The organism is Labrys sp. E2SS-1L, from assembly GCF_057073705.1.
Genome location: NZ_CP172713.1, coordinates 1054375 through 1073821 on the forward strand (window position 1 = coordinate 1054375; position 19447 = coordinate 1073821).

17 protein-coding genes are annotated in these 19447 nt (G+C 65.0%); 7 read left to right on the forward strand and 10 right to left on the reverse strand.

The features are described from left to right. Positions 1-3 precede the first annotated feature (3 nt). Genes ACIGJE_RS30430 through ACIGJE_RS30450 form a run of 5 tightly spaced genes read right to left on the reverse strand, consistent with a single transcriptional unit; the run spans position 4 to position 4902 of the window. The gene (locus tag ACIGJE_RS30430; RefSeq protein WP_367624618.1) at positions 4-1467 is read right to left on the reverse strand and encodes an aldehyde dehydrogenase; all 1464 of its coding nucleotides are present in this window, start codon (positions 1465-1467) and stop codon (positions 4-6) included. A gap of 4 nt (positions 1468-1471) precedes the next feature. Next, complete coding sequence (locus tag ACIGJE_RS30435; RefSeq protein WP_367624619.1) at positions 1472-2509, reverse strand: LLM class flavin-dependent oxidoreductase; 1038 nt, start codon at positions 2507-2509, stop codon at positions 1472-1474. Then, the gene (locus ACIGJE_RS30440) at positions 2506-3441 is read right to left on the reverse strand and encodes a flavin reductase (protein ID WP_311936530.1); all 936 of its coding nucleotides are present in this window, start codon (positions 3439-3441) and stop codon (positions 2506-2508) included. Before ACIGJE_RS30440 ends, ACIGJE_RS30435 begins: the two co-directional genes overlap by 4 nt. After that, positions 3438-4283 carry an alpha/beta fold hydrolase gene (locus ACIGJE_RS30445; protein WP_415085618.1) on the reverse strand — a complete coding sequence of 282 codons (846 nt, stop codon included), beginning with the start codon at positions 4281-4283 and terminating at the stop codon, positions 3438-3440. Before ACIGJE_RS30445 ends, ACIGJE_RS30440 begins: the two co-directional genes overlap by 4 nt. 16 nt (positions 4284-4299) lie before the next feature. Continuing rightward, the gene (locus ACIGJE_RS30450) at positions 4300-4902 is read right to left on the reverse strand and encodes an amino acid synthesis family protein (RefSeq protein ID WP_311936536.1); all 603 of its coding nucleotides are present in this window, start codon (positions 4900-4902) and stop codon (positions 4300-4302) included. A 94-nt stretch (positions 4903-4996) separates the two neighbouring features. Here ACIGJE_RS30450 and ACIGJE_RS30455 point away from each other — a divergent pair, with 94 nt between their 5' ends. Beyond that, entirely contained in the window at positions 4997-5695 is a 699-nt protein-coding gene (locus ACIGJE_RS30455) for a GntR family transcriptional regulator (RefSeq protein ID WP_311936539.1), read from the forward strand. Between the two features lie 107 nt (positions 5696-5802). Here the strand turns inward: ACIGJE_RS30455 and ACIGJE_RS30460 are convergent, their stop codons facing one another. The 5 genes from ACIGJE_RS30460 to ACIGJE_RS30480 form a co-directional block, all read right to left on the reverse strand. Next, positions 5803-7767, reverse strand: a complete 1965-nt coding sequence (locus tag ACIGJE_RS30460) for a glycoside hydrolase family 127 protein (protein WP_415085621.1) — start codon at positions 7765-7767, stop codon at positions 5803-5805. Between the two features lie 24 nt (positions 7768-7791). Next, positions 7792-8652: a carbohydrate ABC transporter permease gene (locus ACIGJE_RS30465; protein ID WP_415085623.1), complete on the reverse strand. Its 861-nt coding sequence runs from the start codon at positions 8650-8652 to the stop codon at positions 7792-7794. Then, complete coding sequence (locus ACIGJE_RS30470) at positions 8649-9530, reverse strand: carbohydrate ABC transporter permease (protein ID WP_367624880.1); 882 nt, start codon at positions 9528-9530, stop codon at positions 8649-8651. Before ACIGJE_RS30470 ends, ACIGJE_RS30465 begins: the two co-directional genes overlap by 4 nt. Before the next feature lie 104 nt (positions 9531-9634). Continuing rightward, positions 9635-10879: an ABC transporter substrate-binding protein gene (locus ACIGJE_RS30475; protein ID WP_376717669.1), complete on the reverse strand. Its 1245-nt coding sequence runs from the start codon at positions 10877-10879 to the stop codon at positions 9635-9637. A 27-nt stretch (positions 10880-10906) separates the two neighbouring features. Further along, on the reverse strand, positions 10907-11968 hold the full coding sequence (locus ACIGJE_RS30480; protein ID WP_311936548.1) for a LacI family DNA-binding transcriptional regulator: 1062 nt from the start codon (positions 11966-11968) through the stop codon (positions 10907-10909). 393 nt (positions 11969-12361) lie between these two features. Between ACIGJE_RS30480 and ACIGJE_RS30485 the strand changes: the two genes are divergently transcribed. The 6 genes from ACIGJE_RS30485 to ACIGJE_RS30510 all read left to right on the forward strand — a co-directional run bounded on the left by ACIGJE_RS30485 (position 12362) and on the right by ACIGJE_RS30510 (position 19439). Then, positions 12362-13276: a transketolase gene (locus tag ACIGJE_RS30485; RefSeq protein WP_367624624.1), complete on the forward strand. Its 915-nt coding sequence runs from the start codon at positions 12362-12364 to the stop codon at positions 13274-13276. Beyond that, entirely contained in the window at positions 13273-14247 is a 975-nt protein-coding gene (locus ACIGJE_RS30490) for a transketolase family protein (RefSeq protein WP_311936554.1), read from the forward strand. The genes ACIGJE_RS30485 and ACIGJE_RS30490 overlap by 4 nt, the downstream gene beginning before the upstream one ends. Then, the gene (locus ACIGJE_RS30495) at positions 14247-15728 is read left to right on the forward strand and encodes an FGGY-family carbohydrate kinase (protein WP_415085626.1); all 1482 of its coding nucleotides are present in this window, start codon (positions 14247-14249) and stop codon (positions 15726-15728) included. The genes ACIGJE_RS30490 and ACIGJE_RS30495 overlap by 1 nt, the downstream gene beginning before the upstream one ends. 66 nt (positions 15729-15794) lie before the next feature. Continuing rightward, positions 15795-16775: an ABC transporter permease gene (locus tag ACIGJE_RS30500; protein ID WP_415085628.1), complete on the forward strand. Its 981-nt coding sequence runs from the start codon at positions 15795-15797 to the stop codon at positions 16773-16775. A 78-nt stretch (positions 16776-16853) separates the two neighbouring features. After that, complete coding sequence (locus tag ACIGJE_RS30505; RefSeq protein ID WP_415085630.1) at positions 16854-17792, forward strand: sugar ABC transporter substrate-binding protein; 939 nt, start codon at positions 16854-16856, stop codon at positions 17790-17792. Positions 17793-17939: 147 nt separating this feature from the next. Then, the gene (locus tag ACIGJE_RS30510; protein WP_367624627.1) at positions 17940-19439 is read left to right on the forward strand and encodes a sugar ABC transporter ATP-binding protein; all 1500 of its coding nucleotides are present in this window, start codon (positions 17940-17942) and stop codon (positions 19437-19439) included. Positions 19440-19447: the final 8 nt, after the last annotated feature.

Consider the following 19447-nt stretch of genomic DNA (forward strand, 5'->3'; position numbering starts at 1 on the left):
GCGTCACCGCATCACGAAGGGATCGGGGATCGGGTCGTCCGAGGTCCTGAGCCAGACCGTCTTCGTCCGGGTGTAATCAAGCGCCGCGGCGAGGCCGCCCTCGCGGCCATGGCCGGAAAGCCCGAAGCCACCGAAAGGCGCGATCGGCGAGACGGCGCGGTAGGTGTTGACCCAGACGACACCGGCGCGGATGCCCTTCATCAGGCGATGGGCGCGCGTCAGGTTCTGGGTGAACACCCCCGACGCCAAGCCATAGACGGTGTCGTTGGCCAGACGCAGGGCTTCCTCCTCCGTCTCGAAGGAGACGACGGATAGAACCGGCCCGAAGAATTCCTCGGCCAGCGACGGCGAATCCACGCCGTCGCAGTCGAGAATGGTCGGGGGATAGTAGAACCCCTCCCCGACAGGCACCCGGCCGCCGGTGACGACCCTGGCACCCGCTGCGGACGAGCGCTCGACCAGCGCGTCGATATGCTGGCGCTGACGCGCCGTAGCGAGCGGCCCGACCTCGGTCGCCATGTCGAGCGGACTGCCGATGCGCACGGCCTCGGCCTTGCGCTTGAGAAGCGCGAGAAAGCGATCCTTCACGCTTGCCTCGACGATCAGGCGCGAGCCGGCGACGCAGGACTGGCCGGTTGCCGCGAAGATCCCCGCGACCTGGGCATTGGCGGCGCTTTCGAGATCGGCATCGGCGAACACGATGAAGGGCGACTTACCGCCCAGTTCCAGCGAGGTGGAGGCCAGGTTCTCGGCGGAATTGCGCACGACATGGCGCGCCGTCTCCGGTCCTCCGGTGAAGGCCACATGGGCGATCCTGGGATGCCGGCCGAGCGCAGCGCCACAGGAGGGGCCAAAACCGGTGATGATGTTGACGACGCCCGGCGGAAAACCGGCTTCATGCACCAGCCGGGCGAATTCGAGGAGCGGCGCCGGCCCGTCCTCCGAGGCCTTCAGCACCAGGGTGCAGCCGGCGGCGAGCGCAGGACCGAGCTTGACGGCCGACAGGAAGAGCTGGCTGTTCCAGGGCACGACCATGGCGACCACGCCAACCGGCTCCCGGCGCAGCCAGACTTCCATGTCCGGCTTGTCGATCGGCAAATAGGAGCCCTCGATCTTGTCGGCGATGCCGGCATAATAGCGGTAATATTCCGCCACATAGGCGATCTGGGCCGATGTCTCGCGGATGATCTTGCCGGTGTCGCGGGTCTCGAGTTCGGCCAGCCTGGCTGCATTGGCGGCAACGAGATCCGCCAGCTTGTAAAGCAGCTTTCCACGCTGGGTGGCCGTCAGCTTCGACCAGGGGCCGTCATAGAGCGCCTTGTGTGCGCTCTCGACCGCTCTGTCGACGTCAGCCTCACGCGCCTCGGGCATCTGGGCCCAGGCCTTGCCGGTTGCCGGATCCACGCTGTCGAAGGAAGCCTCGCCGTCGCAAAAGGCCCCATCGATGTAGAGCTGGAAGCGCTGCATCGCATCAATCCTTGAAGGCAGGCATGACGTCGGCGATGAAGCGTTCGAGCGAGGCTTTCTTGCGCTCGAAACTCACGCCGGTGTCGATCCAGAACGAATATTCGTCATAGCCCAGCGCCTCGTAGTGCTTGAGGCGGGCAATGACCTCGTCGACCGTGCCAAGCGCGAGATTGGCCCGCATGACCTCCGGCGAGAGCGTGGCATTTGCCGCGATTTCCTCCTCGCTCAGCCGCTGGATCAGCCCCTGATGGATCGGCCGCTCGTTCTTGAACCAGGCGAAGAAGTAGTTGTAGTAGACGCTCAATTCCCGGGTCGCCTGCGCCACGTCGGCCGCATCCGCGCCGACATAGGTGTGAAGCAAGAGCATGATCTTGGGCCTGGGAACCTCGGGCGCCTTCGCGCAGGCCGCCTCGAAACGCTCCATCAGGCTCTCGATCTCCCGATCGCCATTCCAGAGCGGGGTGACCTGCACATTGCAGCCATTGACGACCGCAAACTCATGGCTGTTGGGATCGCGGGCGGCGACCCAGATCGGCACCGGATCCTGCAGCGGCTTGGGCGCGGAGGTCGTGGCCGGGAATTTCCAGAACTCGCCGTCATGGGCGTAGTCCCCTGCCCACACACCCCGGACGGCAGGGATGAGCTCGCGCATGCGCTGGCCGGCCTGCCAGGCATCGAGACCCGGCAGGAGGCGCTCATATTCGAAGGAGTAGGCGCCGCGGGCGATGCCCACGTCCAGACGCCCGTCGCTGATCAGGTCCGCCATCGCGGCTTCGCCGGCCAGCTTGATCGGGTGCCAGAAGGGCGCGATCACCGTACCGGTGCCGAGGCGGACTTTGCTGGTACGCCGCGCCAGGTCGGCGATGGTGACGAAGGGGTTCGGCGCGATGGTGAAGTCCATGCCGTGATGCTCGCCGGTCCAGATGGCGTGCATGCCCCCCTTGTCGGCGATTTCGCACAGCGCCACGAACTCGTCGTAGAGCTGCTTGTGGGACTGGCCGGCATCCAGCCTTTCCATGTGCACGAATAGCGAGAACTTCATGGACGGGGTCCCTTCGTAGAAATGGAATGCACCCTGCCGGCCGTCTCGCTCCCAAAATAGACGCCGAAATTGCCGATGGAGCTTTCCAGGGCAAAGCGCGCGAGAATGTCGGCGGTGGATTGATCCTTGACCTCACCGGCACGGACCGCGTCCGGCCGGATGAACCGACCGACCCTCGGTTCCCCCTCGCCCGCGAAGGCACGGTAGACGATGTGCTGGAAGCCCGAACCCTTGTCCTCATAGACCGAGTAGAGAAAGCCGATGGTGACGGACAGTCCCGTGAGTTCCTCCAGGTAGCGCGCCAGCACATCGGTGGGATTGCCATCACCGCCGCGACAGGCCGGAAGGGTCATCGGGCCCTCGCCGAGCAGCAGCACCTCCCCCTCGCGCTCGAGGACCGCACCGAACTCGATATTGCCCTCGGCCGCCGCCGATACCGCCCTGGCGGAAAGATTGGGCGTGAAATACCCGCCCCGCGCATAACCCAGGCCATTCAGGCCGGAATTGTCGAAGACCAGGACCCGGCCGACCAGGATGACATGGTCCCCGGCATCGACCACCTCATGCATCGCGCATTCGAACCAGGCCGATACGCCGGAAAGGATCGGGCAACCCTGGGCGCCAGGACGCCAATCCACAGCCGCGAAGCGGTCCTCGACCGGCCGCGCGAAAGTGTTGGAAACATCCTTCTGCGTCTCGGACAGGATGTTGATGGCAAAGGCGCCGGCCTCCGTCATCGCCGCATAGTTGCGTGAACTCTTGGCGAGGCAGACGAGCAGGAGGGGCGGATCAAGCGACACGGAGGTGAAGGAATTGGCCGTGAAACCGATCGGCTTGTCCGCCGCATCGCGCGTCGTCACCACGGTCACGCCGGTAGCGAAGGCACCGAAGGCGTCACGAAGGGCTTTGGGATCGAGGTTTGGTGCGCTCATGCCGGCTTCTCCTCTGCCACCAGCCATTCCGCCAGGACGGCGTTGACCGCTTCGGGCGCCGTCAGATTGACCATGTGCCGGTGGCCCTCAATGATGCGAGCCCACCCCTTCGGAGCGGCGGCAGCCATCGCCCGCGCCATCTCCGGCGTGGAATTGGGATCGCCCGATCCGGTCAGGAACAGCGCGGGACAAGCCACCTCGGGCCAGCAGTCGGCATAGGTTTCGTCGCCACCGGCAAAGGCTGTATAGGCAACAGCATACCCCTCCGGATCGACCTGTTCGAGCCAGGCTCGGGTCAGTTCGCGGGCGCGGCGATTGTTCGGCTCGTCGTCGAACCAGCGCGCCAACGGGCCTTCCTTGTCGACGCCCTCCGCGCGGATGGCCTCGGCCCGGGCCAGCACAGCCGCCTTCGCCTGCGGATCCCGCCGGTAGACGCCATTCAGATAGGCGACGCGGGCAACCCGCCCAGGAAAGCTCGCAACGGCGCCACCCGAAATCATCGCGCCCATGGAATGGCCTGCAATGCTGGTGCGCCCCAGGTTCAAATCATCAAGAAACCGGCCGAGCCAGGCGACGAAATCCGTGACGCTGCTTCCCACCGGCAGCCTGTCACTCCCGCCATGTCCCGGCATGTCCACGGCGATGACACGATGCGTCTTCGAGAACCGTTCGATCTGAGGGGCCCAGGCTTCCAGGCGCATGCCGACCCCGTGAATGAGGAGCAGCGCATCACCCTCACCCGCTTCGAAATAGGCCGCTCCCCGTGCGCTTTTCTGGCGAGGAAACGTCCCGGCGGCTGCCAGGTCGGTATCGCTGGATGGCGTTGCGGGTCCGGTCTGCATGGCAGCGCCCGCCTGCTCAGACGCCGGCCGGATTGGCGACATCCTGCCCGAGATCCTTCAGATCCTGGTAGCGATCGCCGATGCGGTGATGGGGACGCCCGCCAACGGAGGCGCCCAAGGCCACGACGATTTCGTCGGCGGCGGGGGCATCCGCGATCGCAGCCTGGATCGTCAAATAATGGGAACGCCGCCCCTCGTCGTTCTTGTCCATCAGCGGGATCATGATGGGAGCATTGGCCGGGCCACGCGTGTTGCAGAAGGCGAGATAGGATTTGGCGCCGACCGCCTGGCGATAGTGGTTGCCGAAGCGCAGCGTGTGGATCAGGGCCGAGGCATGCTCGATCTCGCCGTCCAGCCCGACGACGGCGGACTTGCCGTAGCCTTCCACCGCCTCGCCGGAGCCGACCGCATCGAGGATCATCTTGGTCAGCAATTCGCCCAGGACAGGCGCGACGGCGTGGATCTCGGGCTTCAGATCGTCGACGAAGCCCCTGCCTGCCCAGGGGTTCTTCACCACGGCGATGGCCGCAAAGAGCTTCAGAGGCCGGGGAGCAGCCTTCCCTCCTTCGATCAACGTCGTCTCGACCTGAAGCAATGTCTTGCGGATCTGGATGGCCATGGAAATATCCTCATACGGTCATTGCATCTTATGGTATACCATAATATCACGTGTCAATGCTTGCCCGGATGATTTTTTGCGGCTACACCAAGACATGAGCAAGAACGCCGACAATCTCGCCGCCCTCAGAATCGAGAATCCGCCCGCGACATTGCGTGAAATCGCTCTGGAGAGGATGAGGCGGGCGATCATCAACGGCCTCTTCGAGCCGGAGGAGCGTCTCGTCGAGCGCACCCTGTGCGATCAGCTCGGCGTTTCCCGATCCGTCATTCGCGAGGTCATTCGTCACCTGGAAGCCGAGGGTCTGGTGACGATGCTTCTCAATAAGGGGCCGATCGTGGCGCGGCTCGATTGGGACGATGCCCGCCAGATCTATGCCATCCGGGCCGCGGTTGAATCGACGGCCGTTGCCGACTGTGCCCGCCTTGCCGATGCCGACGTGAAGAGGCGGCTGAGGAAAGCGCTGGACAATCTCGACCGCACGTCGCGGCAACGCTCCCCAGCCGCGATCATCGACGCGACGACCGAGCTCTACAAGATCATCTTCGAGGCTGGCGGCCACAAGATCGCCTGGGACATCGTCAGCCGCCTGAACAGCCGTATCTCCAGGCTGCGCGTGATGACGCTGTCGACCGCCAACCGCATGGTCACCGGCCCGGCGCAGATACGCGAGATTTTCGACGCCATCGAGAAGAACGATCCGGACGCCGCAGCAGCAGCCTGTCGGCGGCACATTTCGGCCGCCGCTGCGATTGCCGAGGTGGTTCTGGGCGACATGCAGGCCAGGGCGTAAAGCCGCGCCCCTGGCCGTTCATGACATCCATGGCAGGCGGAGAGCGGCTGCCCAAGGCGGCGATGGGAACGACATGTCACACCGCCCGCCGCTCAGCGCGGCGGCGGCTACTCCCGCAGCCACACCCGCATGTCGCCCGGCTGCCGGTTGTCCCAGGCAAAATAGGGGACAGCCCGCACCATGGCCCGTTCCCTGTCGGGAGGGGTGTTGCGATAAAGGGAATCGCCCCAATCCGAGGTCCGATCGGCAACAGCCTGCGCCGACAGCGTCACCACGCCGCCCAGTAGATCCGGCGCCTCGGTGGCCTCGATCGTAGCGGCCGGCGGCAGGACAAGGCTATGGAGCGGTTCGGAATTGTCGACCTCCTCCACGCAATAGATCACCGGCCCCCTGGCAAGCGCGACCCTGCCGGCATCCTGGCGAACCCTGGGATTGGCGTAGAGGCGCCGCGCCGGCATGTCGAGGTCGAGGCGGATCGTATCCGTCGCCTTCCATTCGCGATCGAGCGTGACATAGCCATCGGCCAGCACCGCCGGGAGATCGACAGTCTCGCCATTGACCGCCAGTTGCGCCCGGGGACACCAGCCGGGAACGCGCAGATGCAGCTTGAAGCGCAGCGGCCGCTCGGTGTCGATCGTCATCGAGACCGCGCCATCCCAGGGATAGCGGCTGGTCTGCGTCAGCACCGCCTTCTGTCCGTTCACCTCGAACCGGATGGTGCTGTCCCCATAGAGATGCACCGCAACCGCGTCCTCGGCCAAGCCATAGGCATAGGTGCCGATCGAGGCGACCATCCGTCCGATATTGGGCGGGCAGCAGGGGCAGCGGTGCCACTTCCAGCGATTATGCCGGCCACGGCTTTCGAGCGGATTTTCGTAGAAGAAACGCGAGCCGTCGAGCGACAGGCCCGAGATCGAGCCATTGTAGAGCGCCTGCTCCATCACGTCGGCATAGCGTGCATTGGGGCCCACGCCGAGCATCCTGCTCGCCCAGAACACCAGGGCGACCGAGGCGCAGGTCTCGGCATAGGCGGTATCGTTGGGCAGGTCGTAATCGGACGTGAAGCCCTCATTGGCCGCCGATGGGCCGAGCCCGCCGGTGACATAGAGGTTCTTGGTCGTGAGGTCGTCCCACAGGCGCTCCAACGCCGTCCGGAGGCTGTCATCCGCGAATTCCGCGGCGATGTCGGCCATGCCGGCATAAAGATACATCGCCCGGACGGCATGGCCGACGACCTTGTCCTGCTCGCGTACGGGCTTGTGGGACTGGTTATATTCATACGTCTTGAAATGGTAATCCTTCGGGTCGGCGCCACGGGCCCTTGCTTCTTCGTCGAAGTAATGCGGCTGCTGGCCGCGCTGGTCGACGAAATAGCGCGCCAGCTCGAGATATTTGCGCTGGCCCGTTACGCGCGCCAGCTTGACCAAAGCGAGCTCGATCTCCTCATGGCCGCAATAGCCCTTGCGCTTGCCGGCCTCCGCCCCGAACATATCGGCGATGTGATCGGCAAACCGGCACATGATGTCGAGGAGCTTGCGCTTGCCGGTGGCCTGGAAATAGGCGACCGCTCCCTCGATGAGATGGCCGGCGCAATAGAGCTCATGACAGTCGCGCAAATTCGTCCAGCGCAATCCCGGCTGGATACGCTGATACCAGCTCGACAGATAACCATCCGCCTGCTGAAGCTTGCCGAACATGTCGATGACCGCGTCGATCTTGCGTTCCAGTTCGTCATTGCGGCGGCGATAGAGCGAATAGGCGGCGGTCTCGATCGTCTTGCCCCAGTCGGAGTCCCAGAACATCTGGGTCGTCACCGTGGCGCCGGTGAACTCGTTGCCGGTCGGCGACATCGAATGGAACGGAATGACCACGCCCGGCGACGGGACGTCGGGATCGATCTGCTCGAGCATGCGGGCCTCGACGCAGCGATCGTAGAGGATGTCGGCCGTGCGCGAGGCAACCGCGTCGATGCGGTCACCCCAGAACCCGGCGATCTCGACTTGCGCCACCGAGGGTGGGCGAAAGGCCGTGTTGGCGGGCGCGTTGGATGGTGCGGCACTGAAACCAGGCATGAACGGATCTCCAGGTGATGTCGGCTACTTCACCGCGCCGGCCGTGAGCCCGCGGATGTAGTAGCGTTGCAAGAGCAGGAAGAGCAGGAGGCAGGGGATCATCATCACGGTGACGCCGGCCTGCACCCCTCCCCAGTCGATGGCGCCGAAGCGGCCCGACTGCAGGGCCGTCATCATGACCGGCAGGGTGAACTTGCTCTGGTCCGTCATCAGCACCAGGGCGGCAAGGAATTCGTTCCAGGCACCGAGAAAAGCGAATAGCGCGATCGTCACGATCCCCGGCCAGACCAGGGGCAGCATGACGCGGATCAGCAGGCTGACGTCGTTGGCCCCGTCCATGCGGGCGGCTTCCTCGATCTCTCGCGGCACTGCATCGAAGGCGTTGCGCATCATGAAGATGGAGAAGGGCAGTTGCAGCGTCACATAGACCCCGACCAGGCCCGTCAATGTGTTGTGCAGGCCGAGCTTGGTCAGGATCAGGAAGATCGGCGTCAGGATCGACTGGAACGGGATCATGATGGTCGACAGGATCATCATGAACAGCAGGTTCTTGAACGGGAAGCGGAAGCGGGAAAAGCCGTATCCGGCGAAAACGCTGATCAATACCGACAGCAGCACCGTCATGCCGGTGACATAGATACTGTTCAGGGCCGGCTGGGCCAGGCCGTTGCCGAAGCCATTCAATGCCGCATAGTTCTCCAGCGACAGGCCGCTGCTCGGCCAGGGCGGCAAGGGCGGCTGGCGCGCCTCCATCGGTGACTTGAGGCTGGAGAGGACCGTCCAGACGATCGGCGCGGCGAACACGACCGCAATGAACACGCCGATCGCATGGGTCCCCAGAAAGGAGACGGGGGATCCTCGTTCGGTTGCGCCAGCCGTCTTCATTCCACGCCCTCCGGCTGGCGGAGGATTCGCAACTGGATCAGGCTCAGGACGATCAGGACGATTAGCAGCACCATCGAAAGGGCGGCGCCGTAGCCGAGCTTGAAGGAAACGAAGGACTGGTTGAATATCCAGTAGACGGCAGTGAGGGTCTGGTTGTTCGGGCCGCCCCGAAGGATGATGTAGAACTGGTCGAAGGCCAGCACCGATCCCGATACCGAGAGGATCAGCGCAAGCGCCAACGTGCGCCGCATCAGGGGCAGCGTGATCAGGCGAAACCGGGCCAGGGCCCCTGCCCCGTCGATCTTGGCCGCTTCGTGCAGTTCGCCGGGTATGGACTGCAGGCCGGTCATCAGGATGACCATGGTGAAGCCGGCGACCTTCCACACCACCATGGCGATGATCGACCAGAACGCCGGCTGGAAACTGGCGAGAAGATTGATCTTCTTCTGCGTCAAGCCGAGGTCGAACAGAGCCGGGCTGAAGAGGCCGGAATCGACGTTGAGCAACCAGGACCACAACAGGCTGGCGGAAGCGAAGCCGACGACCACCGGCATGAAGAAGAAGGTCCGGTAGACGCCGACGCCCGGCCGCGGCCTTTCGATGAACAGGGCCAGCGGAAAGGCGACGGCGAAGATCGCCACCGTCACGATGCCGGTGTAGTAGGCGGTAAAGCCGAGGGCCGACCAGAAGCGTGTGTCATGGGCGATCGCCAGATAGTTGGCGATGCCGATGAAACGCGGCACTCCCATCAAGGGCCAGTTGTGCAGCGACATCCAGGCCGTCATGCACAGCGGCATGATGAAGAACACGCTCACCAGGGCGATCGCCGGCGCGATGTAGACCAGCCCCATGAGATTGCCCGAACTGCGGCGGCGCATTCGCGTCCGCGCGCGCGGCAAGGCTGCCGAGACACTCATCGTCCACTCCTGTCGATGCGAGGCCATCGAGCCGCCTCTGCCGAGGCGGCGGCAATTACCGGGCGTTATTGCGGGGCGGTGTCGATAATGGACTGCATGGTCTTCTGGGCGGTGGTGATGGCCGCCTCGACGTCATCGCCGTAGAGGGCCTCCCCGATCAGCTGGTTCCACGGGCCATTGGCCGAGTTGATGATGTCGTTGAAAACCGTGCTGTAGGGTGTGCGGCCCTTGGCCATGGCTTCTGCCGCGATCTGGTAGCGCGGATCGAGATCCTTGAGGGCCTGCTTGGCAATATCGCTGCGCACCGGCAGGCTGCCATATTTGGCCAGCAGGGTCTGCCCCTCCAGGGAATAGGCAAATTCGAGGAACTGCTTCACCACCGCGACCTTGGGTGTCCCCTTGGTGACGACGAAATTGTCTCCGCCCGCGAAGGATGACCAGCCGCCATCCTTGCCGGGCAGGAAGGTGATGCCATAGTCGATATCGGGATATTGCGTGTTCAACGCCCCGATGGCGAAGGCGCCCGAGGGGCTGATGCCGATATTGCCGGCGGCGAAGGCGGCGAAGAAATTGGCGCCGGTATCGCTTTGGGCACCGGCCGGCACCAGGTCCTTCTTGATCATGGAACGATAGAAATCGATGGCGGCGCGCAGTTGCGGTCCCTCCAGGGTCGCCTTCGTGCCGTCGTCGGAAAGAATGTCGCCGCCCGAGGCCCATACCAGTGGGGTCAGGGTAAAAATATTGCAGCCCGGGCAGTTGCCGGAAAAGTAATAGCCCTTGATGTTCCCGCCGAGCGCGTTGATCTTTTCGGCATCCGCCTCGATTTCGGCCCAGTTGGCCGGGCCCTTTTCGGGATCCAGCCCCGCCTTCTTGAACAGCTTCTTGTTCCAGATCAGTACGGAACTATCGGCCGAGAATGGCAGGCCATAGATCCGGCCGTGATAGGTGCCCGTCTTCACGTGGGCCGGCGACAGCGCGGCGAAATAGGGCAGCGACTTGGCCCAATCGGTAATGTCTTCCAACTGCCCCGACGCGGCGAAAGCCGGCGTATAGATCAGGTCGAGCGACAAGGCGTCGGGCGCGGTACCACCCGCCGCGGCAGCCCCGTATTTGGTGATGATCTCCGCATTGGGAATGATGTCGAGCTTGATCTGGTTGTCGTGGCTCTTGTTGAACGCCTCGACCACTTTCGGCATGAAGTTGGAGGCGTCGGCGCGGACCCAGATGGTCGCGGTCTCGGCGCTCCATGCCGGCAGCCCGATCGCCGCCGTGGCGATCAAAGTCGCCAAGCCTATCATCAGCTTTCTCATTGTCTCCTCCCCTTTGGTATCATCGACTTAGCCACCCCTTGTTGATGGGGTCTCATTGTCATGGAGCGGGCCGCCGCAGGACTCCCGCACCACAAGCCGGCAAGGCAATTTCCTGACGCCCGGCTCGACTGGCCGGCCATCGACCTGGGCCAGCAGCGCCAGCCCGGCCTGCCGCCCGAGTGCGGCGAGATTCATGTCGATGGAGGTCAGCGGCGGCCGGCTCTGGGAGGCGATGATCTCCCAATTGTCGAAACCGATGACCCCCACATCTCCCGGAACGCTGAGGCCGCGCTCGCGCAGGGCATCGATCACCCCCCGCGCAATCATGTCGTTGCCGCAGAAGATCGCATCGGGCTTGGTACCTCGCCCCGCAAAGAGCTGCCCCACCGCTTCATGCCCCCACGCCTCGGACCAGGCCCCCATCAGGGCCGGTAAGGGCGGCAATCCGGCCTGGGCCAGCACGTCGTGGCAGGCCTTGGCGCGAAGATGCACGACGGAGAAACTCGCCGGACCGGTAACATGGGCGATCCGGCGTCTGCCGAGACCCAGAAAGTGTTCGGTCGCCAGTCGGGCTCCGGCTTCGTCGTCGGAGACGAACGCCGCCGCGCCCGGATCGGGTTCGGTGAAGGCGTAGACCGCCGGTATGCCGAGATTCGAGAGGTCGACCGGGAGCCGGCGGTCGATCCGTTTGCCGGTGGCGATGATGCCATCGACGCGCTTGTCGAGCATGGCATTGACGTGGAGCTGCGCCAGGCGCGGATCGTCCTCGACATTGCACAGGAAGACCGAGACCCCCTTGTCGACGAGGGCCTCTGTAATTCCGGCCATCAGCGGAAGCGAAAAGCGGCCATAGGTATCGTTGGTCAGCAACCCCACCGTGAAGCTGCGGCGGCGGAGCAGGCTCTGCGCCAGGGCATTGGGGCGAAATCCCAGGAGTGCGGCAACCTCACGCACCCGCTTGCGGGTTTCGATCGTCATCCGCCCCTGGTCGTTGAGCGCCTTGGACGCGGTGGCGAGGCTGACGCCGGCGGCAGCGGCAACGTCGCGCAACGTGACTGGCTCCGACGCCCCCTCGCCTCCCTTCGTCATCGAAGCTCCCCGATTGAGAAAAGGTTTTCTCTTTCTCGATCTAAGCATCACCTTGAGCAAAAGGCGCTGCTTTTGTGTGAGAAAAGGTTTTCTCACTTTTACAGGAGATCAAGGCTTCCGACAAGGATTATTCGTCGGATGATTGAAATGGCTGGAGAGCCCTTTTCTCCTCCGCCGATTGGCCGGTTCGCCGCAGACAACAGGACCTCCCCTAGCCGGCGTCGTTCAGGACGCTCGACGACATTCCAAGACCAGTTGCTGCCCCTTCCTCCACGGCCTGGTCTCCCTTCTGCGAACTGTCGGCGTTCACAACGCTTGACAAGGTCGATATCTAGTCTCAGAATGAATTTAATATCACATATGAATAAATATTCATATCGACATGGAGGACTGATGACGGCGCCCCCTCACGCTTTGAATCTCGTTGATGCCGCCGCGTCCGGCCCTGCCTCGTTTCCGGTGCCGCTGGCAGCCGTTGCCCATCCGAGCTTCGAGAAGACGGCCGATCCCGTGGCCCTGGCGGAAATTGCCCGCCAGGTGCGGATCAAGATCGTCAGGACCATCGCACAGGCAGGCCTTGGCCATGTCGGCGGCGACCTCTCGGTGACCGACATCCTCACCACGCTCTATTTCGGCGTGCTCAACGTCGATCCCTCTGCCCCGACCAAGCCGGACCGGGATCGTTTCATCCTCTCCAAGGGGCATTGCGCCGCCGCCTTCTACAGCGTTCTTTCGCTGCGCGGCTTCTTTGATCCCGCCGCCGTCGACACCTTCATGAGGCCCCTTGCGGCCCTCAACGGCCATCCCAATCGCCGCAAGATCCCGGGCGTCGAGGCCAATACGGGTCCGCTGGGCCATGGCCTCCCGATCGGAGTCGGCGCGGCCGTCGGCGCGAAGATCGCCGGTCAGGATTGGCGTACCTTCGTGGTGCTCGGTGACGGTGAGCTGCAGGAAGGCTCGAACTGGGAGGCAGCCATGGCTGCCGGTCATCGCAAGCTGTCCAACCTCACCGCCATCGTCGACCGCAACCGCTTCCAGCAGGGCGCGGGCACGGAGGCCACCAACACGCTCGAACCGCTTGCCGACAAGTTCCGAGCCTTCGGATGGGAAGCCATCGACGTCGACGGCCATGACACCGCGGCCTTGCTCGACGTGCTTGCCGCCCGCGGCACGGACCGGCCCCGGGCCGTCATCGCCAAGACCTATAAGGGCCGCGGCGTCTCCTTCATGGAAGACCGCGTGGAGTGGCATCACAAGGTGCCGAGCGCCGAGCAGGTCGAGATCGCATTGAAGGAATTGTCGCTATGAGCGCCCCCGAAGCCCCCCGCCCCGCCGGCGCCCCCGAGACGTTCGACTGCCGGGTGGCCTTTGCCGAGGAACTGACCGCCCTCGCCCGGACGGACAGCCGCATCGTAGCGGTCTGCAACGACAGCGTCGGGTCGAGCAATCTCGGTGCCTTCCAGAAGGAATTCCCGGACCGCCTGATCAATGTCGGCATCGCCGAGCAGAACATGGTCGGCGTCGGCGCCGGCCTTGCCAATGCCGGCCTGATCCCCTTCGTCTGCGCTGCCGCTCCCTTCCTCACGGGCCGGGCGACCGAACAGATCAAGGCGGACTGCGCCTATTCGCAATATCCGGTAGTGCTGTGCGGCATGTCGCCCGGCATGGCCTATGGCGAATTGGGCCCGACCCATCATTCCATCGAGGATTTCGCCTGGATGCGGGCGATTTCCGAGCTCACGGTGATGGCTCCGGCCGACCCCCAGGAGACCCGCCAGGCCGTCCGCTGGGCAGCCAATGCGGGCAAGCCCGTGTTCATGCGTGTCGGACGCTTCAAGATCCCTGCCGTGAACGGGCCGGGCGACGATTTCCAGCCGGGCAGGATCGGCACGCTGCGCGAGGGCGGCGACGTCACGCTGGCTGCCATCGGCACCATGGTATCGCGGGCGCTGGAGGCGGCGGACCTGCTCGCGACACAGGGCGTCTCCGCCCGTGTCCTCAACGTCTCGACCCTCAAGCCGCTGGATGAGGAAACCATCCTGAAGGCAGCGCGCGAAACCGGCCGCATCGTCACGGCGGAAGAAGCAATCAATGTCGGGGGTCTCGGCGGTGCCATCGCGGAGACGGTTGCCCAGCACCATCCCGTGCCGATGCGCATTCTCGGCGTGCCCGGCTTTGCACCGACGGGCGACACCCAGTTCCTGCTCGACCATTTCGGCCTGAACGCCAAGGGCATCGTCGAAGCGGCGCTCGCTCTCCTGGGCAAGGGAGCACATTGATGACCGGCCCGCTCGTCCTCGCCATCGATCAGGGCACGAGCTCGACCAAGTGCCTGCTGGTCGACAGCGCCGGCGCCGTGGTCGCGCGCGGACAGGCACCGCTGCGCGAGAACCATCCACAGCCCGGCTGGGTCGAGCAGGATGCCGGGGAGATCTGGGACAGCATCCGGACAGCCGTCGCGGCCTGCGTCACACCCGAGCAGGCCCGAGCCGTCATTGCTGCCGGGATCAGCACGCAGAGGGAATCCTGCCTGCTATGGCACCGCAAGACGGGCGCTCCGCTCTCGCCCGTGCTGTCCTGGCAGGATCAGCGAACCGCCTCTCTCGCGCAGGCGATCGGCACGCCCGATGCGCTCTCCTTGGTGCGCCGCGTCAGTGGCCTGCCGCTCGACCCGATGTTCTCCGCCCTCAAGCTGCGCTGGCTGCTCGACCAGGTCGATCCCGATCGCACCAAGACCCGCACCGGCGACATCCGCGTCGGCACCATCGATAGCTGGCTGCTGGGCCGCCTGTCCGACGATCATCTCATCGAGGCGGGCAATGCCTCCCGCACGCAATTGCTCGACGTCGCCAAGGGGCGCTGGGATGAAGGCCTTCTGGAGCTGTTCGGCGTGCCAGCCGAAGCACTGCCGCGCCTTACCGCCTCAAGTGGCCCCTTTCCAAGCCTTCGCGGTCTCGCGCCCCTGCCGGACGGTATTCCCCTATTGGCCGTGATGGCCGATTCCCATTCGGCGCTGTTCGCGCATGGCGCGATCCAGCCCGGCGAAGTCAAGGCCACGCAGGGCACCGGCTCGTCCGTGATGGGCCTGATCCCCAATGGCACCGCGCTCGACCCGGGCCTCTGCCTCACCATCGCCTGGGCCATCGACGGGATCGGGCCCGAGCATCTCGCTCTGGCGGCCGAAGGCAATATCCGCGCGGCAGGTTCCACCCTGCGATGGGTGGCCGGCATTCTGGGCGTCGATACGGACGAATTGGCAAGGCTGGCGAAGACGGCATCGGCCGGCGGCGTTACCCTGGTACCCGGATTCACCGGCCTCGGCGCGCCATGGTGGGACGCCGAAGCCGTCGGCCTGTTGACGGGGGTCACGCTCGGCACCGACAGGAACTGTATCGCACGGGCGGCAATCGACAGCATCGCACACCAGATCGCCGATGTGGTCGAGGCCCTCGAGCGCAGCGGCTCGCCCGTGCGCCGGCTGCATGTCGATGGCGGCCCCACCTGCAACGACCAGCTCATGCAGATGGAGGCCGACATGATCGGCCGACCCATCCTGCGAGGGCATACGGCCGAGCTCTCGGCACTGGGTGTCGCCCATCTGGCGGGTCTCAAGGCCGGGCTTTGGAATTCCGGGAGACTGGCAGGGCTGGAACGTCCGCGGGATGTCTTCGAACCATCGATGCGGCCAGCCGAGCGCCAGGCCGAGCGCCGGCGCTGGCTCGATGCCGTCGCGCGTTCGCGCTTCCGGCCAGGCGCCTAGACCGGCATCACCACCACGACAAGAGCCACGACGAGGGCGGAAGAACCAAAGCGGGAAGGAGGGACCATGTCAGCCCAAGCAGAGAATTCCGATCGAGCGAGACCCCGCTTCAAGATCGACCTGACCGGAGGGGTCTGGGGGCCCTTGATCGGCCTCCTCGTGCTGATCGCCTTCTTCTCGATCCGGGCGCCACACTTCTTCACGGTACAGAATGCCATCATCATTTTCGACCAGGTCACGGTCTACGGCATCCTCGCCATCGGCATGACGCTGGTGATCATCACCGGCGGGATCGACCTGTCGGTCGGCTCCGTCCTGGCCTTCTCGGCCATGACCACGGGCTGGCTGTTCTCCACCGTCGGGCTGCCTTTCGTGCCGGCCTTGCTCCTCGGCATCCTCGCCGGGGCTGCCTGCGGGCTGGTCTCGGGCCTCTTGATCACACAGGCGCGCCTGCCGCCCTTCATCGCGACGCTCGCCATGATGACGGTCGCCCGCGGCCTCGCCAACAAGTATACGGACGGAAACGTCGTCTCCGGCTGGCCCGACGCCTTCAACACGCTCAATACCTACCGCCATTTCGGGCTGATCACGGCCACCACGGCCTTCTTTCTCCTGCTCGTCGTGCTGACCTGGGCCTTCCTGAAATACCGCCCGGCCGGGCGCAATCTCTATGCGATCGGCGGCAATCCGGAAGTCGCGCGCCTGGCCGGCATTTCGGTGAAACTGCAGATCGTCGTCGTCTACGCCGTCGCAGGCGCCCTTTCGGCCATCGCCGGCATGGCCAATGCCGCCCGGCTGCAGACCTCCCAGCCCTATGACGGGCTTGGCTATGAGCTCACCGCCATCGCGGCCGTGGTGATCGGCGGGGCGTCCCTCTCCGGCGGCGTCGGCAGCATCGGCGGCACGCTCATCGGCATCCTGATCATCGGCGTGCTGAATTCGGGCCTGAGCCAGATCGGCGCGCAGACCTACGACAAGGACGTGATCATCGGGATCATGATCGCGGCCGCCGTGGCCTTCGACACCCTCATCCGGCGACGCCGGTAACCCGATCGGGGCGGGCGCTGCCCTCCCCGATATCTCCAACTACGCCTGCAACAAAGACTCCAACCGAGGAAACCACCCATGAGCAGAACCATCCGCGCTCTCGGCCTGACGCTCGCCTTTGCCGTCTCGCCCCTCGCCGTCTCCGGCGCCTGGGCCGCCGACAAGGTCAAGGTCGGCCTTGCCGTCGCCAATCTTCAGGCCGATTTCTTCAACCAGATCAAGCAGTCCGTCGAGAAGAACGCCGCGGCGATGGGAGCGGAGGTCGTCACCGTCGATGCCAAGGGCGATGGCGCCACCCAGGTCAGCCAGATCCAGGACCTGATCACGCAGAAGGTCCAGGCCCTCATCTACATTCCCGCCGGCGCGGCAGCCGCCAGCGTTCCGGTCAAGGCCGCCAAGGCTGCCGGCATTCCGGTCATCGCCGTCGACCGCAACCCGGCCGACGCCCCGGGCGATACCTTCATCGCCACCAACTCGGTAGCCGCGGCCAAGACGCTCGGCGACTATGTCTGCAAGGTCACCGGCGGCAAGGGGGAACTCGCTATCATCCAGGGCCAGATCGGCACCACGCCGGAGCAGGACCGCGACAAGGGCTTCAAGGAAGCCATGGCCAATTGCCCCGGCATCAAGGAAGTCGGCCGCGAAGCCTCCAAGATGTGGATGAAGGACGAGGGCTTCAACATTGCCCAGAACATGCTGCAGCGTGATCCCACCGTCAGCATCTTCTTCGGGCGGGCCGATGCTCTCGCCCTCGGCGCCGCGCAGGCAGTCAAGGCCGCCGGTTCCGATCACAAGGTCTGGGTCTTCGGCTTCGACGGCGACCTTGCCGGCCTCAAGGCCGTCAAGGACGGTACACTCGACGCGACCATGACGCAGCGCACCCAGTTCATGGGCAAGCTCGCTTTGCAATCGGCGCTCGACCTCGTCGCCGGCAAGAAGGTGCCGGCCGAGCAGTTGCAGGACGCGGCGCTGACCACCAAGGACAATGTGGATCAGTACATCGCCGAGCACCCTTGAGGCCCGACCCGTCTGCGGCGCGTCCCGCGCCGCAGACACTCGAACACCCCTTGCGAACGCCCCTTGCGAACGCTCCTCGCGAGCACGCCCGCTCTTCATCGGATCCCCGGCCACGGCGGCCGGGGCGCCCTCTCCAGGAGGCCCGTCATGAATGAATCCCCAGAACCATTCACCGCCGGCCTGTCGGTGCGTGGCGCCTCCAAGCGCTATGGGCCGGTGACGGTGCTCGAAGGCGTCGACATCGATGTCCGGCCCGGCGAAGTCGTCGCGCTGCTCGGCGAGAACGGGGCCGGCAAATCGACCATCTCCTCCATCATCGCCGGGCTGATCCAGCCGACCGCCGGCACGATGACCTGGAACGGCGAACCCTATGCGCCGGCCAGCCCCGCCGATGCACTCGCCCGCGGCATCGGCCTGATCCACCAGGAGATGCGGCTCCTGCCCGATCTCACCATCGCGGAGAACGTCTTCGTCGGCCGCCAGCCTACGAAATCAGGCCGGGTCGATCGCGCCTATATGGCAAGGCGCGCCGCCGAGCAGCTCCATCGCCTGGGTCTCGACGTGCCCACTTCCACCCTGGTGCGCCATCTGCGCGTCGCTGCCCAGCAGCAGGTCGAGATCGCCAAGGCGCTCACCCTCGACGCCAAGCTCCTGATCCTCGACGAGCCGACCGCCGCCCTGGGCGGCGAGGAAACCGATCACCTCTTCGAACAGATCGAGCGCCTGAAGCAGGAGGGCATGGGGTTCGTCTATATCAGCCATCGCCTGGACGAGATCGCCCGCATCGCCGATCGCGTCGTCGTGCTTCGGGATGGGCGGCTGGTCGGCACCTATGCGACGGCGCAGGTGCCGGTAAAGACCTTGGTCGAGGCCATGGTCGGCCGCTCGGTCGAACGCATGTTTCCTGCCATGACCACGCCGGGCGACCGGGAGGTCCTGCGCATCGAAGGTCTGAGCGCACCCGACAAATCCTTTCGCGACATCAGTTTCAACGTGCGTGCCGGCGAGGTCTTCGGCATCGCCGGCATCGTGGGTGCCGGCCGTACCGAGCTGGTGCGCGCCATCGCGGGCGCCGATCCCATTGCCGCCGGCTCGATCACCATCGACGGCCGGCCGCTTTCCCCGCGAAGCCCGGCCGACAGCCTGACGGCCGGCATCGTGCTGGTGCCGGAGGACCGCAAGGACCAGGGCCTCATCCTGGAGCATACGATCGGCGACAATATCGCCCTGGGCAATTATCCGCGGATCGCCCCCTCCGGCTTCGTGACGCCGGGCGCCGTGCGCAGCTACGCCAACCAGAACATCAAGCGTTTCGGCGTGAAAGGCAGCGCCAGTCAGCCCGTCGGCCATCTTTCAGGGGGCAACCAGCAGAAGGTCGTCCTGGCCAAGTGCATCTCGCGCCGTCCCAAGGTGGTCATCCTCGACGAGCCGACCCGCGGCATCGACGTCGGCGCCCGCGCCCAGATCTACGAGGTGATCGCAGACCTCGCCCAGCAGGGGCTCGCCGTCATCGTGGTCTCCTCGGACCTGGACGAGGTCCTGGGCCTGTCCAATCGCGTGATGGTGCTCAGCCGCGGCCTCAATCGCGGCATTCTCGATCGCAATCAAGCCAATCGCGTCTCCGTGATGGAACGCGCCACACTCTGACGCCAGGA

Coding starts and splice junctions, on each gene's coding strand:
- ACIGJE_RS30430 (WP_367624618.1), bottom strand. CDS start 1,467: ATGCAGCGCTTCCAGCTCTACATCGATGGGGCCTTTTGCGACGGCGAG.
- ACIGJE_RS30435 (WP_367624619.1), bottom strand. CDS start 2,509: ATGAAGTTCTCGCTATTCGTGCACATGGAAAGGCTGGATGCCGGCCAG.
- ACIGJE_RS30440 (WP_311936530.1), bottom strand. CDS start 3,441: ATGAGCGCACCAAACCTCGATCCCAAAGCCCTTCGTGACGCCTTCGGT.
- ACIGJE_RS30445 (WP_415085618.1), bottom strand. CDS start 4,283: ATGCAGACCGGACCCGCAACGCCATCCAGCGATACCGACCTGGCAGCC.
- ACIGJE_RS30450 (WP_311936536.1), bottom strand. CDS start 4,902: ATGGCCATCCAGATCCGCAAGACATTGCTTCAGGTCGAGACGACGTTG.
- ACIGJE_RS30455 (WP_311936539.1), top strand. CDS start 4,997: ATGAGCAAGAACGCCGACAATCTCGCCGCCCTCAGAATCGAGAATCCG.
- ACIGJE_RS30460 (WP_415085621.1), bottom strand. CDS start 7,767: ATGCCTGGTTTCAGTGCCGCACCATCCAACGCGCCCGCCAACACGGCC.
- ACIGJE_RS30465 (WP_415085623.1), bottom strand. CDS start 8,652: ATGAAGACGGCTGGCGCAACCGAACGAGGATCCCCCGTCTCCTTTCTG.
- ACIGJE_RS30470 (WP_367624880.1), bottom strand. CDS start 9,530: ATGCGCCGCCGCAGTTCGGGCAATCTCATGGGGCTGGTCTACATCGCG.
- ACIGJE_RS30475 (WP_376717669.1), bottom strand. CDS start 10,879: ATGAGAAAGCTGATGATAGGCTTGGCGACTTTGATCGCCACGGCGGCG.
- ACIGJE_RS30480 (WP_311936548.1), bottom strand. CDS start 11,968: ATGACGAAGGGAGGCGAGGGGGCGTCGGAGCCAGTCACGTTGCGCGAC.
- ACIGJE_RS30485 (WP_367624624.1), top strand. CDS start 12,362: ATGACGGCGCCCCCTCACGCTTTGAATCTCGTTGATGCCGCCGCGTCC.
- ACIGJE_RS30490 (WP_311936554.1), top strand. CDS start 13,273: ATGAGCGCCCCCGAAGCCCCCCGCCCCGCCGGCGCCCCCGAGACGTTC.
- ACIGJE_RS30495 (WP_415085626.1), top strand. CDS start 14,247: ATGACCGGCCCGCTCGTCCTCGCCATCGATCAGGGCACGAGCTCGACC.
- ACIGJE_RS30500 (WP_415085628.1), top strand. CDS start 15,795: ATGTCAGCCCAAGCAGAGAATTCCGATCGAGCGAGACCCCGCTTCAAG.
- ACIGJE_RS30505 (WP_415085630.1), top strand. CDS start 16,854: ATGAGCAGAACCATCCGCGCTCTCGGCCTGACGCTCGCCTTTGCCGTC.
- ACIGJE_RS30510 (WP_367624627.1), top strand. CDS start 17,940: ATGAATGAATCCCCAGAACCATTCACCGCCGGCCTGTCGGTGCGTGGC.